The organism is Shinella sp. GW835-FHT14H05 (assembly GCF_058793575.1).
On sequence record NZ_JBXAFY010000005.1, the window covers coordinates 250,894 to 267,628 of the forward strand.

The window sequence follows — 16,735 nt, forward strand, 5'->3', positions numbered from 1 at the left end:
ACGATGACGTTTCAGGTGGACCGACGGATTGCCCGAAAGCGGCTTTCGAGAAAATAAAGTGGTTTGCGCCACCCCCGCGGCCGCCGGAAGAGCCGGTCGTCCTCGGTCTGCGAAACGGGTGCGCCGCAAAAAAGTTCCACAAAAAAACCCGGCTGTTTCCAGCCGGGCTTTAAAAAACCGAAGAGTGCCCTAAATCAGGCCGCTTCGTCCTGCGAGTCGTCCTCTTCGATGGCCTTGCCACGCTTCGGACCCTTGCTCAGGTTGGTTTCGACGAGGCGAACGGCCTCGGTTTCCGACATCTTGTTGACGGCGGCGATTTCGCGGGCCATGCGGTCGAGGGCGGCTTCATAGAGCTGGCGCTCGGAATAGGACTGTTCCGGCTGGTTTTCGGCACGGTACAGGTCGCGGACCACTTCGGCGATCGAGATCAGGTCGCCCGAATTGATCTTGGCATCATATTCCTGCGCGCGGCGCGACCACATGGTGCGCTTCACGCGAGCCTTGCCCTGGACAACCTTCAGCGCGCGCTCGACGAAATCGGTCTCCGACAGCTTGCGCATGCCGATGGAAACGGCCTTGGCAACCGGCACCTTGAGACGCATCTTGTCCTTTTCGAAATCGATGACAAAAAGCTCGAGCTTCATGCCGGCGACTTCCTGCTCCTCGATGGCGACGATCTGGCCGACGCCGTGAGCGGGATAAACGATGGATTCACCGGTCTTGAAGCCGTGGCGCGTGGAAGATTTCTTCTGCGGGGTCGTCATTCTGTTCAAATACTCCCTGTTACGCTCCCGGCCCATGGGCCGGGTGGGTCTGGGGACCCGGGAAAGACGGGGGGCACCTCTCGGTGTCACCACTGGTCCGTCCGCCATGCGCAAAAAAAGTCCCTGCGACGCGTTCACATTTGAGCAACCGGAGCTGCCTATGGGAGGTGAGCGGCGTTGAGGGATCGTTTGCTTTCGTGGTGGTGTTCGGGCACGCAAAATGCCGCGATGTGGATCAGTAAGAAGACCCTATCACAAAAAAGTGCCGAAATCAATAATTTGCTTCGCATGGGTCATCAAGCCTGTCCCATCGCCTTTTGATGAGAGCAGGCTTTTTTCCCCAGCTTCGGTTGCCGCCTTACGCGGCGATCAATCGCCCTGGCCCGGTTCGGCCGAGAAGTACTTCTCGTACTTGCCCTCTTCGCCGTCCATCTCCTTGGCTTCCGGCATGGCATCACGCTTGATCGTGATATTGGGCCAGACAGTGGCGAAATCAGCGTTTATCTTCAACCATTTGTCGAGCCCCGGCTCGGTATCCGGCTTGATCGCCTCGGCGGGACATTCCGGTTCGCAGACGCCGCAATCGATGCATTCGTCGGGGTGGATGACCAGAAAATTCTCGCCCTCGTAGAAACAGTCGACGGGGCATACCTCGACACAGTCCGTGTACTTGCAGCGGATGCAATTGTCGGTCACGACATACGTCATGAGTTACTCCAGAATCGTCATAAGACGGCGACAACGGGACGGTCCGTCACCGCAGAACCCATGACGCGATCGGCTTGCCGGACAGGAGGCCGCCCGCACATCGAGGGCCGTCCGGTGGCTGAGGTAAAGGCTTTAGAGGCGCTTTGCAAGCGTAATACATGCGCCGCCGGGCGCTTGCGAGGTATAGAATTCTAATCGACGTCGTCGCCGGGAAAACCTTGCAAACGGTCGGTTTCGCGGCGCTCCCGTTTGGTCGGTCGGCCGGTGCCGCGCTCGCGCGTCGCCTGCTCGAAAAGCGAGCGTTCCTCGCGCGGCAGGGGCGGCGGCGTCATGTCCTGGTAGAGAAGGCGGGCTTCCTCGTACGGTCCGCGGCGCTCGCCGGGCTGGAGCACCTTGACCACCATGTCGTGGCGGTCGAGCGACACCGTGACGACGTCGCCGATGCGCAAGGCGTGGGACGGCTGGCGGACGGGGGCGCCGTTGACGCGGACATCGCCGGCTTCCACGGACTTTGCCGCGAGTGACCGGGATTTCCGCAGCCGCGCGAAGAACAGCCACTTGTCGATGCGCTGTCGCGCCTGACCTGCCGGCTGTTCCTCGTCGCGTGCCATAGGCTTACTTCTTCATCTGCTCCTTGAGCGCTGCCAGCTTGGCGAAGGGTGAATCCGGGTCGATCGGCTTCTCCTTGCGGGGCGGCCGGGCCTCGAACTTCGCCTGCTGCGGCTTTCCGCCGCGCTCGTTACGGTCGTTGCGCTCGCCGCGGTCCGGACGGTTGCCGCCCTGCGGCTTTCCGTCGCGGGGGCCCTTGGCCTGGTCGGGACGGCCGCCGCGGCCGCCTTCACGCCGTTCGCCGCGCTCGCCACCGGCCGGCTGGCCGCGATGACGGTCGCCGCCGCGGCGCTCACCCTGGTTCTGCCGGTCGCCCTGGTTCTGGCGATCGCCCTGGCGTTCGCTGTTGCGCTCACCGCCGTGGCGGTGGCCGCCCTGGCGCTGGTTGTCGTGGCGCGAGCCGGGACGCCAGAGCAGGACGGGCTTGGCTTCGACCGGTTCGCCGTCGACGACGGCTACTTCTTCCGCGGTCGCTTCCACAGCGGCCGGTGCCTCGGCGGTTTCGGCTGCCGGTGCTTCCGCGGCTGCGGCTTCGCCCTCGGCATCCGCCGCGTCGGCGTCGTGCTCGTCGGAGGTTTCGGCAGGCGCATCGGCCGTTGCCTCGACAGCCGTCGCGGCAGCGGGTGCCTGCGCGGTGAGGAAGGCTGCGACCTCTTCCGCCTTCAGGCTGTCGGCACGGTAGCCGAGGCCCTTCAGGATTTCTTCCATGTCGTCCGGCGTCGCGCCGAGGATGGAGAGCATGGCGGTCGTCGCCATGAAGCGGCGGCCGTCATAGGCGCCGTCCGGACGCGTCGTGCCCGGCTTCCACTGCAGGAGCGGGCGGATGAGGTCGGCCAGGCGCTCCAGGATGTCGATGCGCACGGCGCGCTTGCCGAGGAACCGGAAGCCGGCGAGCTTGTAGAAGGCGCGCTCGTAGCTCGGATCGGTGACGACCGAGGTGCGGCCGGCGGCCAGCACCGGGATGAGATCGCCATAACCCGGCTTGTCGAGGCCGTCGTTCTTCAGCGCCCAGAGCAGCGTGATGAGTTCGGCCGGTGCGGGCTTCAAGAGCGCCGGCATGAAGATGTGGTAGGCGCCGAAGCGGATGCCGTGTTTGCGGATCGAGGCGCGGGCTTCCTGGTCGAGCGACTTCACGTCTTCCGCGACGTCACGGCGGAAGAGCACGCCGAGGTTCTCGACGAGCTGGAAGGCGAGACCCTTGGCGAGGCCCTGGAGATCTTCCGCGCGCGAAAGATCGTCGAGCGGCTTCAGCACGGTCGCGATGTGGTGGTTCACGAAACGCTCGATGCGGGCGGCGACGTGGTCGCGCGCATTGCCGGTCAACTGCTCATCGGAGAGCAGGATGACGCGCGGACGCATGACGTGGTCGCTCGGCGACAGCCGGGCGACGGGATCGCCGAGCCAGCGCACGGTGCCGTCGGAGCCGAGCGCGAGATCGGCATTGCCGGCGGCATGCAGGCGCGCGGCGCGAGCCTCGAACTCCAGCGCAAGCGCCTTCTGCGCAGCCGTCTGCACGGCCTTCGCATCGGGACCTTCCGTTCCGGAGACGAGCGTGAACCGGAAACCGGCCAACTGCCCGACATGATGTCCTTCTACGAAGACATCGCCATTCACACTGATTTCAGCTTCCAGCATCGCATTCTCTCTCAGGCGCTTCATGAGCACAGATGTCCTGCGATCAACAAAGCGTTTCGTCAACCTATCATGTAACGCATCGGACAATCGGTCTTCGATTTCCCGCGTCTTTTCCTGCCAGTGTGTCGGATCGGCAAGCCATCCGGGCCGATTCGACACATAGGTCCATGTCCTTATCTGGGCGATTCGCGCCGAAAGCGTGTCGATTTCGCCATCGGTTCTGTCGGCGCGGCGCACCTGATCGGCCATGAAGTCTTCGTTAACCGTGCCACGTCTTACCAGATCCGCATAGAGGGTGGAAATGAGGTCTGCGTGCTGGGCGGGCGCGATGCGGCGGTAGTCGGGAAGCGCGCAGGCCTCCCAGAGTTTCTGCACGCGCTCGGGGGCGGTCGCGAGCTCGCGGACGTCCGGGTAGCGGCTCAGATGTTCCAGCGCCTGCTGGTCGACGGCCGGCAGTGCGCGCGTCAGCCCGCCGATCGGCGGCGGCGCGTCGAGCGACTGGCGCAGCGCCTGCAAGGAGGAATAGTCGAAGCGGGTGGTGCGCCATTGCAGCACGCGGACCGGATCGAACTGGTGCGTCTCGATGCGCTTGACCAGCTCGTCGTCGAACGGATCGACGCGGCCCGTCACGCCAAAGGTGCCGTCGCGAAGATGCCGGCCGGCGCGGCCGGCGATCTGGGCCAGTTCGGCGGGGTTGAGGTTGCGGAACTGGTAACCGTCGAACTTGCGGTCCTGCGCGAAGGCGACATGGTCGACGTCGAGATTCAGGCCCATGCCGATCGCGTCGGTGGCGACCAGATATTCGACGTCGCCTTCCTGGTAGAGCGCCACCTGGGCGTTGCGGGTGCGTGGCGAGAGCGCGCCGAGCACGACGGCGGCACCGCCGCGCTGGCGGCGGATGAGCTCGGCGATCGCATAGACCTCGTCCGCCGAAAAGGCGACAATGGCGGTGCGCTGCGGCAGGCGTGTGATCTTCTTGGAGCCGGCATAGAAGAGCTGCGACAGGCGCGGGCGCTCGATCACATGGATGCCGGGCAGGAGCTGCTCCAGGATCGGCTTCATGGTGGCGGCACCGAGCAGCAGCGTTTCGTCGCGACCCCTCAGATGCAGCACCCTGTCGGTGAAGATGTGGCCGCGTTCGAGATCGCCGGCAAGCTGCACCTCGTCGATCGCGACGAAGGAGGCGCGCGTCTCGCGCGGCATGGCCTCCACGGTGCAGACCGAATAGCGCGCCATATGCGGCGTGATCTTCTCTTCGCCCGTGACGAGCGCCACATTGTGCTGCCCGACCTTGTCGACAAGACGCGTATAGACTTCGCGCGCGAGCAGGCGCAGAGGCAGGCCGATAACGCCCGTCTCATGTGCCACCATGCGCTCGATTGCGTAGTGGGTCTTGCCCGTATTGGTCGGGCCGAGCACCGCGGTGACCCCGCGGCCGCTCAAGATCATGGGTGCTTGCGACAAGTCACGTCCCGGCAGGTTTCAACATCGGCCGGACACGTCCGGCAGGCAACAGATGCCCATCGGGGGCGGCAATGGCAAGGGGCAAGGCGAAAGTGAGCGCTTTTCCCGGTCGTTCGCAGGCTTATTGGAACAGTCGCGGAACGAATCGGCGACGAATCGCTGACTCGGGCGGATTCAGGGTTTGTTCCAAGTGGTGGACTTATGCTCGCTATTAGTCTTCTTCTAGGACCAGCTTCTGCGCTTCGAGTAACCGGATTAATTTTCCTATCTCTTTTGGGCCTATTACTCCTTTAACTAGGAGTCTCACATTCGTCTCGCTGCCTAAACGATTTCGCATCCATTCGACCTCACCAGATTCAGGTGCCGGCGCCGTTTCTTCCGCTTGAAAGGGAATTATTGGTGGAGCGTGTTGAATTGACCCTTTAGCTTCAACGAGAATTTCGTTCATTGGGATACCTGTCTGACTCCCATCTACCGCAACCCAATTCCCATCTTCCGATACAAAGCGGACGCGCAACGGCTTGGGGAACTGAAGAGCACCTTGAGACTCCCACTGGACAAGATCGCCGACCGCCGCGCCGCCAAAAGAATTCTCGATGCTTTCTCCTTTTGATTTAAAAGCGTTCACGTCTTCATTTTTCTTGGTTTCTTGACTTCCGCTCTTACTTAGTTCCTCGACAAACGACATGGTATCGAGAAAGGCGCGAGCGGCGGGCCGAACAGCAGTTGGGTTAAATCCCTGCCTGTTAAGATAAGTGATGACTCCTTCTATCGGCGGAATTGGAATACCATCAAATCGCTCACGCAATTCGCGGAACAAATCCGGCTCCGAAGCCGCGGCTAACAGGTTGTCAATTCTCTCTCGGTCGTTACTCGCGTGCAAGATCGCCCTGGAACGTGGAGTAACTCGCGTCTCTCCTTTTCCGGCACGCTCTAGAAGACCAAAAGATGCTAGTGCAGCGAGTGCTTTGTTCGCCGGCCCACTCAAGCCAGAATAGCCAATGAGTTTAGCAGCTTGTGTCCTGTCGATGGCGGAGGATCGATAGGGGCGCTCGATTTTTTCGACCGCATCCACCGCGTCTTTTAAAGACATGCTTGGATACGACGGACTGCGAATTGGCTTGCTCGGCGGGACATTCGACATGGTGACCTCTTGGTTTCTCAGTCATAGAATACGATAGAAGTCATTTTTAGCAATAGTGGTTACTCCACGTCTTGAACGATATCGCGAGACGAGTCATTATGCTGATGCGAATCGCCGCCAACAAAGGTCGACTGGTATGGATGCCAAAGTTGTATAGCCCCTCGCGCTCTGGCCATTGGCATCAGAGGGGAGACTAATGAAAAGCCGCCAGACCCGCTGCAACGGGAAAGGCGGCTTAGATGACCAAGCAATCGATAAGAGGCGGCAAGGCCTCGCGATTTCTTTGACCATAGCAATCGAAGAATCGCACTTCTGTCGCCTCTTTTCAAGGCCCGCTTCCTGAAAAGAGGAAAACGCTATGGTATGGATCAATGCCTATATGCGCTTCCGTTTTGGTCGCTTTGAATTCGTTTGCGGCCATTATCGCAGCCGCTAGACGATAGCGACATAAGTCGCTCTCATCATTCCGATAAACCTAATTTGCTGGGGTTCATACCCCAGCTTTTTTTGACATTCATAGACCGCTCAAACCGGATGGTCGTGCAATTCCGCCCCGTCCCAGCTCCCGCCCGATTCGTAGAGGGGGAAGATTTCCTCCGTGAGGTAAGGCCCGCCGCCGACGGATTCCTTCGAGGACATCAGCACGAAGCGGTTCACGGTGAAGGCGCTGGTGTGGAAGTTTCCGCGGCCGGTGAGGTAGTGGGCGACCTCTTCGGGACGGGAGTTTCGCAGGCGCGCGAGCGTGACGTGCGGCGTGAACTTGCGCGGATCTGCGGGCAGGCCGAGGCGCTGGCAGATGCGCTCGATTTCCCCCTGGAGGGCGTACATTTCCGGTGCCTGCGTGACGCCGGCGAAGACCGAATGGGGCTTCTTCGAGCCGAAGGAGCCGATGCCGGAAAGCGCCAGCTGGAATTCCGGGCGCTCGATGCGGTCGAGCCTGTCGACCACCTCGTCGGCAGTGCGGCCGTCGATATCGCCGATGAAACGCAGGGTTATGTGGAAGTTCTCGACGTCTATCCAGCGGGCTCCGGGAAGGCCGCCTCTCAGAAGCGAGAGGCTCATGGCCGCGTTGCGCGGCACTTCGAGGGCTACGAAAAGTCTCGGCATGCGACTTCTCCCTACTGGAATGTGACATCAGCGAATCACGCAACCGTTTTTTGCGCAACCCTTATTTCGCACCCGCGAAAACTACTCCCCTGCCGTGATGGATTTAAGGAAAGTCTCCGCTGTCGGAAGCATCGTCTGGACCATGACGTCCACGCCCTCGGTATTGGGGTGCATGCCGTCTTCCAATTGCAGGTTCGCCTTGGTCACGACCCCGTCGAGGAAGAACGGGTAGAGCGTCGCGCCGTGTTTCTGCGCCAGCCGCTGGTAGATGCCGTTGAAGCGCTCGCCATATTCGGGGCCCATATTCGGCGGCGCCATCATGCCGGCGAGCAGCACCGCGATGCCGCGTTCCTTGAGGCGGGTCAGCATGGCGTCGAGGTTCTTTTCCGTCTCTTCCGGTGCAATCCCGCGTAGCGCGTCATTGGCGCCGAGTTCGAGGATCACGCCCTTGGTGCCGTCCGGGATCGACCAGTCGAGCCGGGCAAGCCCGCCCGAGCTGGTGTCGCCGGAGACGCCGGCATTGGCGATCTCGACCTCGTAGCCCTTCTCGCGCAACGCCGCCTGCAGCTTCACCGGAAAGGCGTCCGCGGCGGGAAGCTGGTAGCCGGCCATGAGGCTATCGCCGAAACCGACGAGCTTGACGGGCTCGGCCCGCGCGGCGCCCGCGGATAACAAAGCTGTGATCGCAAGCGCGGCGAAAAATCCGAGAGTCGCTTTAAACGCCATATTGGTGTTCCTAGATTGCTGGCATTCCAGTTGTTAGAAGAACATATAGGGCAGAATTCCTTGGCCAAAACCATCATCGATCTCAAAAATGCCGATCTCACCCTCGGCCGGGCGGCCGCCTCGGTCCATGTGCTGAAGGGAATCGGCCTTGCCATCGATGCGGGTGAATCGGTCGGCATCGTCGGCCCGTCCGGTTCCGGCAAGTCGACATTGCTGATGGTGCTCGCCGGTCTCGAACGGCTGGACGGCGGGGAAATCCATATCGACGGGGCGCCGCTGCACCGGATGAACGAGGACCAGGTGGCCGATTTCCGCGGCCGCAATATCGGCATCGTCTTCCAGTCCTTCCACCTCATTCCCAACATGACGGCGCTGGAAAACGTCGCGGTGCCGCTGGAACTCGCCAATGTGCGCAATGCCTTCGAGATCGCCCGGCAGGAACTGACGGCGGTCGGGCTCGGCGAGCGCCTGTCGCACTATCCCGGCCAGCTTTCCGGCGGCGAGCAGCAGCGCGTGGCGATCGCCCGTGCGCTCGCCCCCTCGCCAAAACTGCTGATCGCCGACGAGCCGACCGGCAATCTCGACACCGAGACCGGCCGGCAGATCGCCGACCTGCTGTTCTCCAAACAGGCCGAGCGCGGCATGACGTTGCTCCTGGTGACGCACGATCCGTCGCTCGCCGCCCGCTGCGGCCGCCAGGTCGCCATGCGCTCCGGCGAGATCGTGTCCGGCGCCGCACCCGCCCGCGCAGCCGTTGCCGCGGCGGTGCCGGCATGAGGATCGGCAAGGTCCTCCGGCAGGTCCCGCTGGCGCTGCGCCTTGCGACGCGCGAAATGCGCGGCGGCCTCAAGGGTTTCTACATCTTCCTCGCCTGTATCGCGCTCGGAACGGCGGCGATCGCCGGCGTCAATTCGGTATCGAGTGCCATCACGCAGGCGATTGCCTCGCAGGGGCAAAGCCTGCTGGCCGGCGACGTGCGCTTCGAGTTCAACAACCGCTTCGCCACGCCGGAAGAACTGAAACACTTTCAGGGGCTAGGCGACGTCTCCCTGTCATCGGCGCTGCGCTCCATGGCGCGCCTGCCGGATGGGTCCGACCAGACGCTGGTCGAGGCGAAGGGCGTCGATGGCGCCTATCCGCTTTACGGAACGCTGGAAACCAGCCCGCAGCAACCCTCCTCCGCGCTCTTTGCCAAGGAGGGCGAGGCCTATGGCGCCGTCGTTGCGCCCCTGCTGCTCGACCGGCTCGGCATCGCCGTTGGCGACGAAATCCTGCTCGGGACCGCGCGGCTGAAGGTGACGGCGACGCTGGTACGCGAGCCCGATGCCGTCTCGGAAGGTTTTGGGTTCGCGCCGCGCCTGATGCTGTCCGAAGAGGCCCTTCAGGCGAGCGGCCTGGTACAGACCGGCAGCCTCGTCGAAAACGCCTATCGCGTGCGGCTTGCCGATGCCGATCTGTCCCTCGCGAAGGTCCGGACGGACGCCAACAAGGCCTTCCCGACGGCCGGCTGGTCGATCCGCACCTCGAACAGTGCGGCCCCGTCGCTTACCGCCAACATCACCCGTTTCTCGCAGTTCCTGACGCTCGTCGGCCTGACGGCGCTGATCGTCGGCGGCGTCGGCGTGGCGAATGCGGTGCGCGCCTATCTCGATTCCAAGCGCTCGGTCATCGCGACCTTCAAATGCCTCGGCGCGCCCGCCTCGCTGGTGGCGCTGGTCTATCTCATGCAGATTGCGCTGATCGCCCTGGTCGGCATCATGATCGGCCTCGTCGCAGGCGCCCTGATGCCGATGGTGGCGATGCAGTTCCTCGAAGGCGTGCTGCCGGTGCCGGCGGAGGCGACACTCTATCCTTCGGCGCTGCTGCTGGCCGCCGTCTTCGGCCTGCTGACGGCGCTTGCTTTCGCCATCATGCCGCTCGGCCACGCCCGCGAGGTGCCGGCGACGGCGCTGTTCCGCGAGCAGGGTTTCGAGGCCGGCCGCCTGCCGAGCTGGCCCTATGTGCTGGGCGCGGCCGTCTTCCTCGCAGCACTTGCGGGGCTGGCGATCTTCACGGCTTACGACCGCTACATCGCGTTCGTCTTCCTGGGCGCGATCGCCTTCGCCTTCGTCGTGCTGCGCCTCGTCGCCATGCTGATCACGGACCTGGCGAAACGCAGCCCGCGCGTCAATTCGCCGGCTCTGCGGTTGGCGGTCGGCAACATCCACCGCCCCGGCGCGCTTACGTCCTCCGTCGTGCTGTCGCTTGGTCTCGGTCTGGCGCTGCTCGTCACGCTGACGCTGATCGACGGCAACCTGCGCCGCGAACTCACCGGCAACCTGCCCGAACGCGCACCGAACTTCTTCTTCGTCGATATCCAGGGCACCGAGCTCGACGGGTTCCGCGACGTTCTGAAGGCGAACATGCCGGATGGCAAGATCGTCGAGGTGCCGATGCTGCGCGGCCGCGTCATGGAGTTGAACGGCGTCGACGTAGCGAAGGTCAAGGTGCCGCCGGAAGGCCAATGGGTGCTGCGCGGCGACCGCGGCATCACCTATGCCAAGCGCACGCCGGAAAATTCCACGCTGTCGGAGGGGCAATGGTGGGCGGAGGATTATTCCGGCGAGCCGCTCGTCTCCTTCGCGGCGGAAGAGGGCCGTGAGCTCGGCCTCAAGATCGGCGACAAGATCACCGTCAACGTGCTCGGCCGCAACATCACGGCGCGCATCGCCAATTTCCGCAATGTCGAGTGGGAATCGCTGTCGATCAACTTCGTCATGGTCTTCTCGCCGAACACCTTTGCCGGCGCGCCGCATGCGTGGCTGGCGACGATGATCGATCCGGGCGCCACCGCCGAACAGGAATCCGCGACGCTGAAGGCGGTCACCAATGCCTTCCCGACGATCACCAGCGTGCGCGTCAAGGATGCGCTCGACGTTGTCAACGAGCTGGTCGGACAGCTCGCGACGGCGATCCGCGCGGCGGCAGCCGTGGCGCTCATCGCTTCGATCCTCGTGCTTGCCGGCGCACTTGCGGCCGGCAACCGGGCGCGTGTGCACGATGCCGTGGTGCTGAAGACGCTGGGCGCCACGCGCGCGACGCTGATCCGCGCCTTCAGCTACGAATACCTGATGCTGGGGCTTGCCACCGCGGTCTTCGCGCTCTTTGCCGGCGGGGTGGCGGCCTGGTTCGTGGTGAGCCGGATCATGACGCTGCCGTCGAGCTTCCTGCCGGATGTCGCCGTCATGACGGTGGTGACCGCGCTGGTGATGACCGTCGGCATCGGCCTTGCCGGCACCTGGCGCATTCTGGGACAGAAGGCGGCGCCGGTGCTGCGCGAACTTTGACGCTGGCAGGACCCGCGTTCCCGTTGGGGTCGCGGGTCTTGTGCGAGACACAATTCATGCTCATATTTACCACAGGCAAGCTGGAGCCCCGCAGCGGTTGCCTGGACCCCGCAAGCGCGCCCCGAACGATCGGAGCGAATAACCGGGAGACCGACACCGTATAGGACATGGGGCTTGAACCAAGAGGACAACATGGCTGATCTCCGCAACTACCAGACCCGAACGGCGAATGCCGGTGCCCAGGCCGGCGCCGTCATCGACCAGGGCCTGCGCACCTATATGCTCCGGGTCTACAACCTGATGGCGCTGGGTCTCGCGATCACCGGCCTCGTGGCGTTCGGCGCCTCGCAGGCAGCCTTCGCCGATGGCCAGCTGACCGCCTTCGGCCAGGCGATCTATGTGAGCCCGCTGAAGTGGGTCGTGATGCTGGCGCCGCTCGCGCTGGTATTCTTCCTGAGCTTCCGCATCCACACGATGAGCGTTAGCGCCGCGCAGACGACCTTCTGGATCTATGCCGGCCTGATGGGCCTGTCGCTGTCGTCGATCTTCCTGATCTACACCGGCGCCAGCATCGCGCAGACCTTCTTCGTCTCCGCCGCCGCCTTCGGCGCACTGTCGCTGTTCGGCTACACGACGAAGCGGGACCTTTCCGCGATGGGCTCGTTCCTGATCATGGGCTTGTTCGGCCTGATCATCGCCTCGCTCGTCAACCTGTTCCTGCAGTCGTCCGCGCTCGACTTCGCGATCTCCGCGATCGGCGTGCTGGTCTTCGCCGGCCTCACCGCCTGGGATACCCAGAAGATCAAGGAAATGTACTTTGACGCGGACGATGACGTCGTGGCCGGCCGCAAGGCCATTATGGGCGCGCTCACGCTCTACCTCGACTTCATCAACCTCTTCCTGTTCCTGCTGCGCTTCCTGGGCAACCGCGAATAAAGCAGGCTGGATAAGCTGATCGACAAAACCCCGCCGGAAACGGCGGGGTTTTTGTTTGTGCCGGTCATCAAACGTGAACGCCTCCTCCTTGAATGCTTTGCCGATTTGTGCGCATTGTCACGCAATCATGCATGATTTGGACGGATGATGTCAGGACAGGAACTACTCCTCGGGGAACGGCAGGACCTGATCCGCACGCGGCTCGACCTTTCGGGGCGGGTGATCGCGGCGGAGCTGGCGCTGGAGCTTGGCGTGTCGGAAGACACGATCCGGCGGGACCTGCGCGAGATGGCCGCGTCCGGCCTCTGCCGCCGGGTCTATGGCGGGGCGCTGCGCATTTCCCAGTCGCTGACCTCGATGAGCGAGCGCATCGGGATTGCGGGCGACAGCAAGGCCGCCCTGGCGCGCACGGCCGCCGGGCTCCTTCCCGCGGGATCGAATGTTTTCCTCGACGCCGGCAGCACCAATCTCGCCCTCGCGCGCGCTCTGCCCGCCGGTGCCGCCCTGACGGTCGCCACCAATGCGCCGGCCATCGCCGCCGCTCTTCTCGAACGCGACATACCTACCATCCAGCTCGGTGGCCTGGTCGATCCGCGCGTCGGCGGGGTCGTCGGCGCCAAGGCGATGCGCGATGCCGAAGCGCTGCGGCCGGACATCCTCGTGCTCGGCGTCTGCGGCATCGAGCGGGAAGCGGGTGTCACCTGCTACTCGTTCGAGGATGCCGAATTCAAGCGCTTCCTCACCTCGCGCAGCGGGACGGTGATGATCTCCGTCACGAACGACAAGCTTTCCACCGCAGCCCCCTATTCGGTCGTGCCGCTGTCGCGGGTGGCGCGCGCCGTGATCGAGGCGGATGCGGACGAGACGGAGGCCGCAGCCTTTGCCGCGGCCGGCATCGACATCATACGGGCCGGCTGAGCGCCGCCCGACCAGCTTCCCTGAAATGGAATTCCCATGACGACGCCCGAAAGTGCCCTCGAAGGCAAATCCTTCGCCAAGACCTATTTTCCGCCCGCGCGGCTCGCCGTTTCCGGCCTCTTCCTTCTGAACGGCACCTTTGCCGGCGCCTGGGCGACGAAGATCCCGGAATTCGCCACGCGCCTGGGGCTCTCCGAATCCGGGCTCGGGCTGATGATCATGTTCTTCGGCATCGGCTCGCTCGTCCTGATGCCGATCGCCGGCTTCCTGATCGCCCATTTCGGCACGACGCGCACGGTGAAGGGGGCGACGATCCTGTTTCTGTCGACCATGCTGCTGCTCTCGATCGCCCCGAACATCCCGGTCGGCGCCGTCGCCATCTTCTTTTTCGGCGGGCTGATGGGGGCGATGGACGTTGCGATGAACGGCAACGCCGTCGAGGTGGAGAAGTCGATGCGGCGCGCCATCATGTCGTCCTGCCACGCCTTCTGGAGCCTCGGCGCCTTCATCGGCGCGGCGACCGGCGGTTTCCTCATCGAGGCGCTCGGCGTCATGGGGCATGCGGGCCTGCTCACCGTGATCGGCGCCGCGGCCCTTCTCGTCATCTGGCCGTTCGTGCTGCACGATGCGCCGCATCCGAACGACGAGCGCCAGAAGGTGCGCCTGCCGACGACGCTGCTGCCCTGGCTGATCGGCCTGATGGCGCTGTTTTCCATGGTGCCGGAAGGCGCGATCCTCGATTGGGGCGCGCTCTACATGCGCGACGAGCTCGGCGCGACGCTGGGGCTCTCCGGCTTCGCCTTCGGGGCCTTCTCGCTCACCATGGCCGTCATGCGCTTTGCCGGCGACCATGTGCGCGACCGTTTTGGCGCGGTGAAGACGCTGCGTTTCTGCACGATCATGGCGATGATCGGCATGGTGATCGCCGGCACGGCGCCGAATGCCTATGTGGCGATGGCGGGCTTCGCGATCTGCGGTGTCGGCATTTCCAACATGGTGCCGATCGCCTTTTCCGCCGCCGGCAACCTGCCGGGCTTCGCGCAGGGCGTGGCGCTCTCCGTTGCGACCGTGATGGGCTATTCCGGCTCGCTTTTCGCGCCCTCCGTGATCGGCTTCATCGCCGAGCATACGGGTTTTGCGATCATCTTCGCCATGATGCCCGTACTGTTCATCGTCGTGCTGCTGCTCGCGCACCATGCGGTGCATGCGGATGTGCGCGATCATCGTTGAGATCGGGAGGGGCGCGGGGCGATCAAATCGTCGCGCGTCCCCGCGCTGAAGGTTGACAAGGCCCGTTTCCTGATCCACCTGAGGGCAAAGGCCGCGCGTTCTCAAGCCGATCGCGCCCAAGCCGATCGCGGCCACGTTTCGAGCAAGAGGCTCTCCCATGTCCTTTTCCTTCGATTTTGAACCGAAGCCGCGGCGCCGGTCCGTCGGCGTCGATGTCGGCGGCGTGCTCGTCGGCGGCGGCGCGCCAGTCGTCGTGCAGTCGATGACCAACACCGATACGGCGGATATCGACGGTACGGTGGCCCAGGTGGCGGCGCTGCATCGCGCCGGTTCGGAGATCGTGCGCATCACCGTCGACCGCGACGAGAGTGCGGCCGCAGTGCCGAAGATCCGCGAGCGCCTGCTGCGCCTCGGCCTGGACGTGCCGCTCGTCGGCGATTTTCACTATATCGGCCACAAGCTGCTCGCTGACCATCCGGCCTGCGCGGAGGCGCTGGCAAAGTACCGCATCAATCCCGGCAATGTCGGCTTCAAGGACAAGAAGGACCGGCAGTTCGGCGCGATCGTCGAGACGGCGATCCGCTACGACAAGCCGGTGCGCATCGGCGTCAACTGGGGCTCGCTCGACCAGGAACTCCTGACCCGGCTGATGGACGACAATCAGGCGAAGGGCTTCCCGCTGACCGCCCAGCAGGTCATGCGCGAGGCGATCTGCCAGTCGGCGCTGCTCTCGGCAGAACTTGCCGAGGAGATCGGCCTGGCGCGCGACCACATCATCCTGTCGGCCAAGGTTTCCAACGTGCAGGACCTCATCGCCGTCTATGCGATGCTCTCCTCGCGCTCCGACCATGCGCTGCATCTCGGCCTCACGGAAGCCGGCATGGGCACCAAGGGCGTCGTCGCCTCGTCCGCCTCGCTCGCCATCCTCATGCAGCAAGGCATCGGCGATACGATCCGCATCTCGCTGACGCCCGAGCCCGGCGGCGACCGTACCCGTGAAGTGCAGGTGGCGCAGGAACTGTTGCAGGTCATGGGCTTCCGCCAGTTCCTGCCGGTCGTCGCCGCCTGTCCGGGTTGCGGGCGCACCACCTCGACGGTCTTCCAGGAACTCGCCCAGAAGATCCAGGACGACATTCGCAAGAACATGCCGGTCTGGCGGGAAAAATATCCGGGCGTCGAGGGCCTCAAGGTTGCGGTCATGGGCTGCATCGTCAACGGGCCGGGCGAGAGCAAACATGCCGATATCGGCATCTCGCTTCCCGGCACGGGCGAACTGCCGATCGCGCCCGTCTATGTCGACGGCAAGAAGGCGATGACGCTGCGCGGCACCAACATTGCAGGCGACTTCGAGACGCTCGTCGGTGATTACATCGAGAAGCGCTACGGGCAGGGGCAGGCTGCCGCTGAGTAGTTAGAGCCGTGTCGTCAAAAGCTTGAAGCCGGCAAAGGCGAAGAGGGCGGCCATGACGCCTTCGATGGCGCGGCGCGACTTCAGATAGGCCCGGTGCACGGGGCCGAGCGAGAAGACCAGCGCGAAGCCGAGGAACACGGCGATCCCGATCACCATGCAGCCGGCGATGAAACTCGCCAGAACGCCGCCCGGCGCGCCCGGCGGCATGCCGAGCGACGTCAGCATGATCCAGTTGAAGATCGCCTTCGGATTGGTGATGTGGATACCGAGCCCCTTGAGGTACTGCCGGCGCGGCGACAGGGCCGGAAGCGCCGCCATCTGCGCGCGATAGACTTCCTCGCTCCTGCGCGCGGCGCGAAACGCGTTCCAGGCGAGCCAGAGCAGGTAACAGCCGCCGACGACCTTCAGCACGATGAGCGCCTGCCCATAGGTGCGGATCAGCGCGGAGAGGCCGGAGACGGTCAGGATCGCCCAGACATAGGAGCCCGTCAGCACGCCCGAGGCGAGCGCCAGCCCCGCCCGCCGGCCCTGGCTGATCGAGGTCGCGATGATGGCGATGATCGCCGGCCCCGGCGAAGCCGTGGCGATGAAATAGGCGAGCCATGCGACGGCGAGCTGGGGAAGGTAGGGCGTGAGATCGGTCATGGTCCACCGGTGGATTTCGATCGACGATAACGGATCGTTTCACGCGCTCCAAGCAGAGGAATTGCACCACATGTCCCCCTCGTCCGGTAAGGAAGAGGGGGCTTGCTTGCGG

General features: G+C 64.0%; 14 protein-coding genes. 6 read left to right on the forward strand and 8 right to left on the reverse strand.

The window, feature by feature from the left end; translation table 11 throughout:
* Positions 1 to 194: 194 nt before the first annotated feature.
* The 7 genes from AC1Q6Z_RS17910 to AC1Q6Z_RS17940 form a co-directional block, all read right to left on the reverse strand.
* Positions 195 to 764, reverse strand: coding sequence for a CarD family transcriptional regulator (locus AC1Q6Z_RS17910; protein ID WP_256119495.1), 570 nt, complete (start codon positions 762 to 764; stop codon positions 195 to 197).
* Positions 765 to 1,133: 369 nt separating this feature from the next.
* Positions 1,134 to 1,472 carry a ferredoxin FdxA gene (fdxA, locus tag AC1Q6Z_RS17915; protein ID WP_256119494.1) on the reverse strand — a complete coding sequence of 113 codons (339 nt, stop codon included), beginning with the start codon at positions 1,470 to 1,472 and terminating at the stop codon, positions 1,134 to 1,136.
* A 191-nt stretch (positions 1,473 to 1,663) separates the two neighbouring features.
* Entirely contained in the window at positions 1,664 to 2,083 is a 420-nt protein-coding gene (locus AC1Q6Z_RS17920) for an RNA-binding S4 domain-containing protein (protein WP_435268317.1), read from the reverse strand.
* 4 nt (positions 2,084 to 2,087) lie between these two features.
* Positions 2,088 to 5,165: a helicase-related protein gene (locus AC1Q6Z_RS17925; protein ID WP_492648823.1), complete on the reverse strand. Its 3,078-nt coding sequence runs from the start codon at positions 5,163 to 5,165 to the stop codon at positions 2,088 to 2,090.
* A gap of 226 nt (positions 5,166 to 5,391) precedes the next feature.
* Positions 5,392 to 6,324, reverse strand: a complete 933-nt coding sequence (locus tag AC1Q6Z_RS17930) for a hypothetical protein (RefSeq protein ID WP_492648750.1) — start codon at positions 6,322 to 6,324, stop codon at positions 5,392 to 5,394.
* Between the two features lie 525 nt (positions 6,325 to 6,849).
* Positions 6,850 to 7,431 carry an RNA 2',3'-cyclic phosphodiesterase gene (thpR, locus tag AC1Q6Z_RS17935; protein WP_492648751.1) on the reverse strand — a complete coding sequence of 194 codons (582 nt, stop codon included), beginning with the start codon at positions 7,429 to 7,431 and terminating at the stop codon, positions 6,850 to 6,852.
* 81 nt (positions 7,432 to 7,512) lie between these two features.
* Positions 7,513 to 8,157, reverse strand: coding sequence for an arylesterase (locus AC1Q6Z_RS17940; protein WP_439626535.1), 645 nt, complete (start codon positions 8,155 to 8,157; stop codon positions 7,513 to 7,515).
* A gap of 60 nt (positions 8,158 to 8,217) precedes the next feature.
* Here AC1Q6Z_RS17940 and AC1Q6Z_RS17945 point away from each other — a divergent pair, with 60 nt between their 5' ends.
* From AC1Q6Z_RS17945 to ispG, 6 genes are all read left to right on the forward strand, one after another.
* Entirely contained in the window at positions 8,218 to 8,934 is a 717-nt protein-coding gene (locus tag AC1Q6Z_RS17945; protein ID WP_439618057.1) for an ABC transporter ATP-binding protein, read from the forward strand.
* Positions 8,931 to 11,483, forward strand: a complete 2,553-nt coding sequence (locus tag AC1Q6Z_RS17950; protein WP_492648752.1) for an ABC transporter permease — start codon at positions 8,931 to 8,933, stop codon at positions 11,481 to 11,483. Before AC1Q6Z_RS17945 ends, AC1Q6Z_RS17950 begins: the two co-directional genes overlap by 4 nt.
* Positions 11,484 to 11,675: 192 nt before the next feature.
* Positions 11,676 to 12,419: a Bax inhibitor-1/YccA family protein gene (locus AC1Q6Z_RS17955; RefSeq protein ID WP_256119487.1), complete on the forward strand. Its 744-nt coding sequence runs from the start codon at positions 11,676 to 11,678 to the stop codon at positions 12,417 to 12,419.
* 147 nt (positions 12,420 to 12,566) lie between these two features.
* Positions 12,567 to 13,337 carry a DeoR/GlpR family DNA-binding transcription regulator gene (locus tag AC1Q6Z_RS17960; RefSeq protein WP_492648753.1) on the forward strand — a complete coding sequence of 257 codons (771 nt, stop codon included), beginning with the start codon at positions 12,567 to 12,569 and terminating at the stop codon, positions 13,335 to 13,337.
* A gap of 36 nt (positions 13,338 to 13,373) precedes the next feature.
* Entirely contained in the window at positions 13,374 to 14,567 is a 1,194-nt protein-coding gene (locus AC1Q6Z_RS17965) for an MFS transporter (protein WP_492648754.1), read from the forward strand.
* Positions 14,568 to 14,724: 157 nt separating this feature from the next.
* Positions 14,725 to 15,978: a flavodoxin-dependent (E)-4-hydroxy-3-methylbut-2-enyl-diphosphate synthase gene (gene ispG / locus AC1Q6Z_RS17970; RefSeq protein WP_492648755.1), complete on the forward strand. Its 1,254-nt coding sequence runs from the start codon at positions 14,725 to 14,727 to the stop codon at positions 15,976 to 15,978.
* On the opposite strand, the gene AC1Q6Z_RS17975 is transcribed toward ispG, so the two are convergent.
* Positions 15,979 to 16,623, reverse strand: a complete 645-nt coding sequence (locus AC1Q6Z_RS17975) for a LysE family translocator (protein WP_492648756.1) — start codon at positions 16,621 to 16,623, stop codon at positions 15,979 to 15,981.
* Positions 16,624 to 16,735 lie beyond the last annotated feature (112 nt).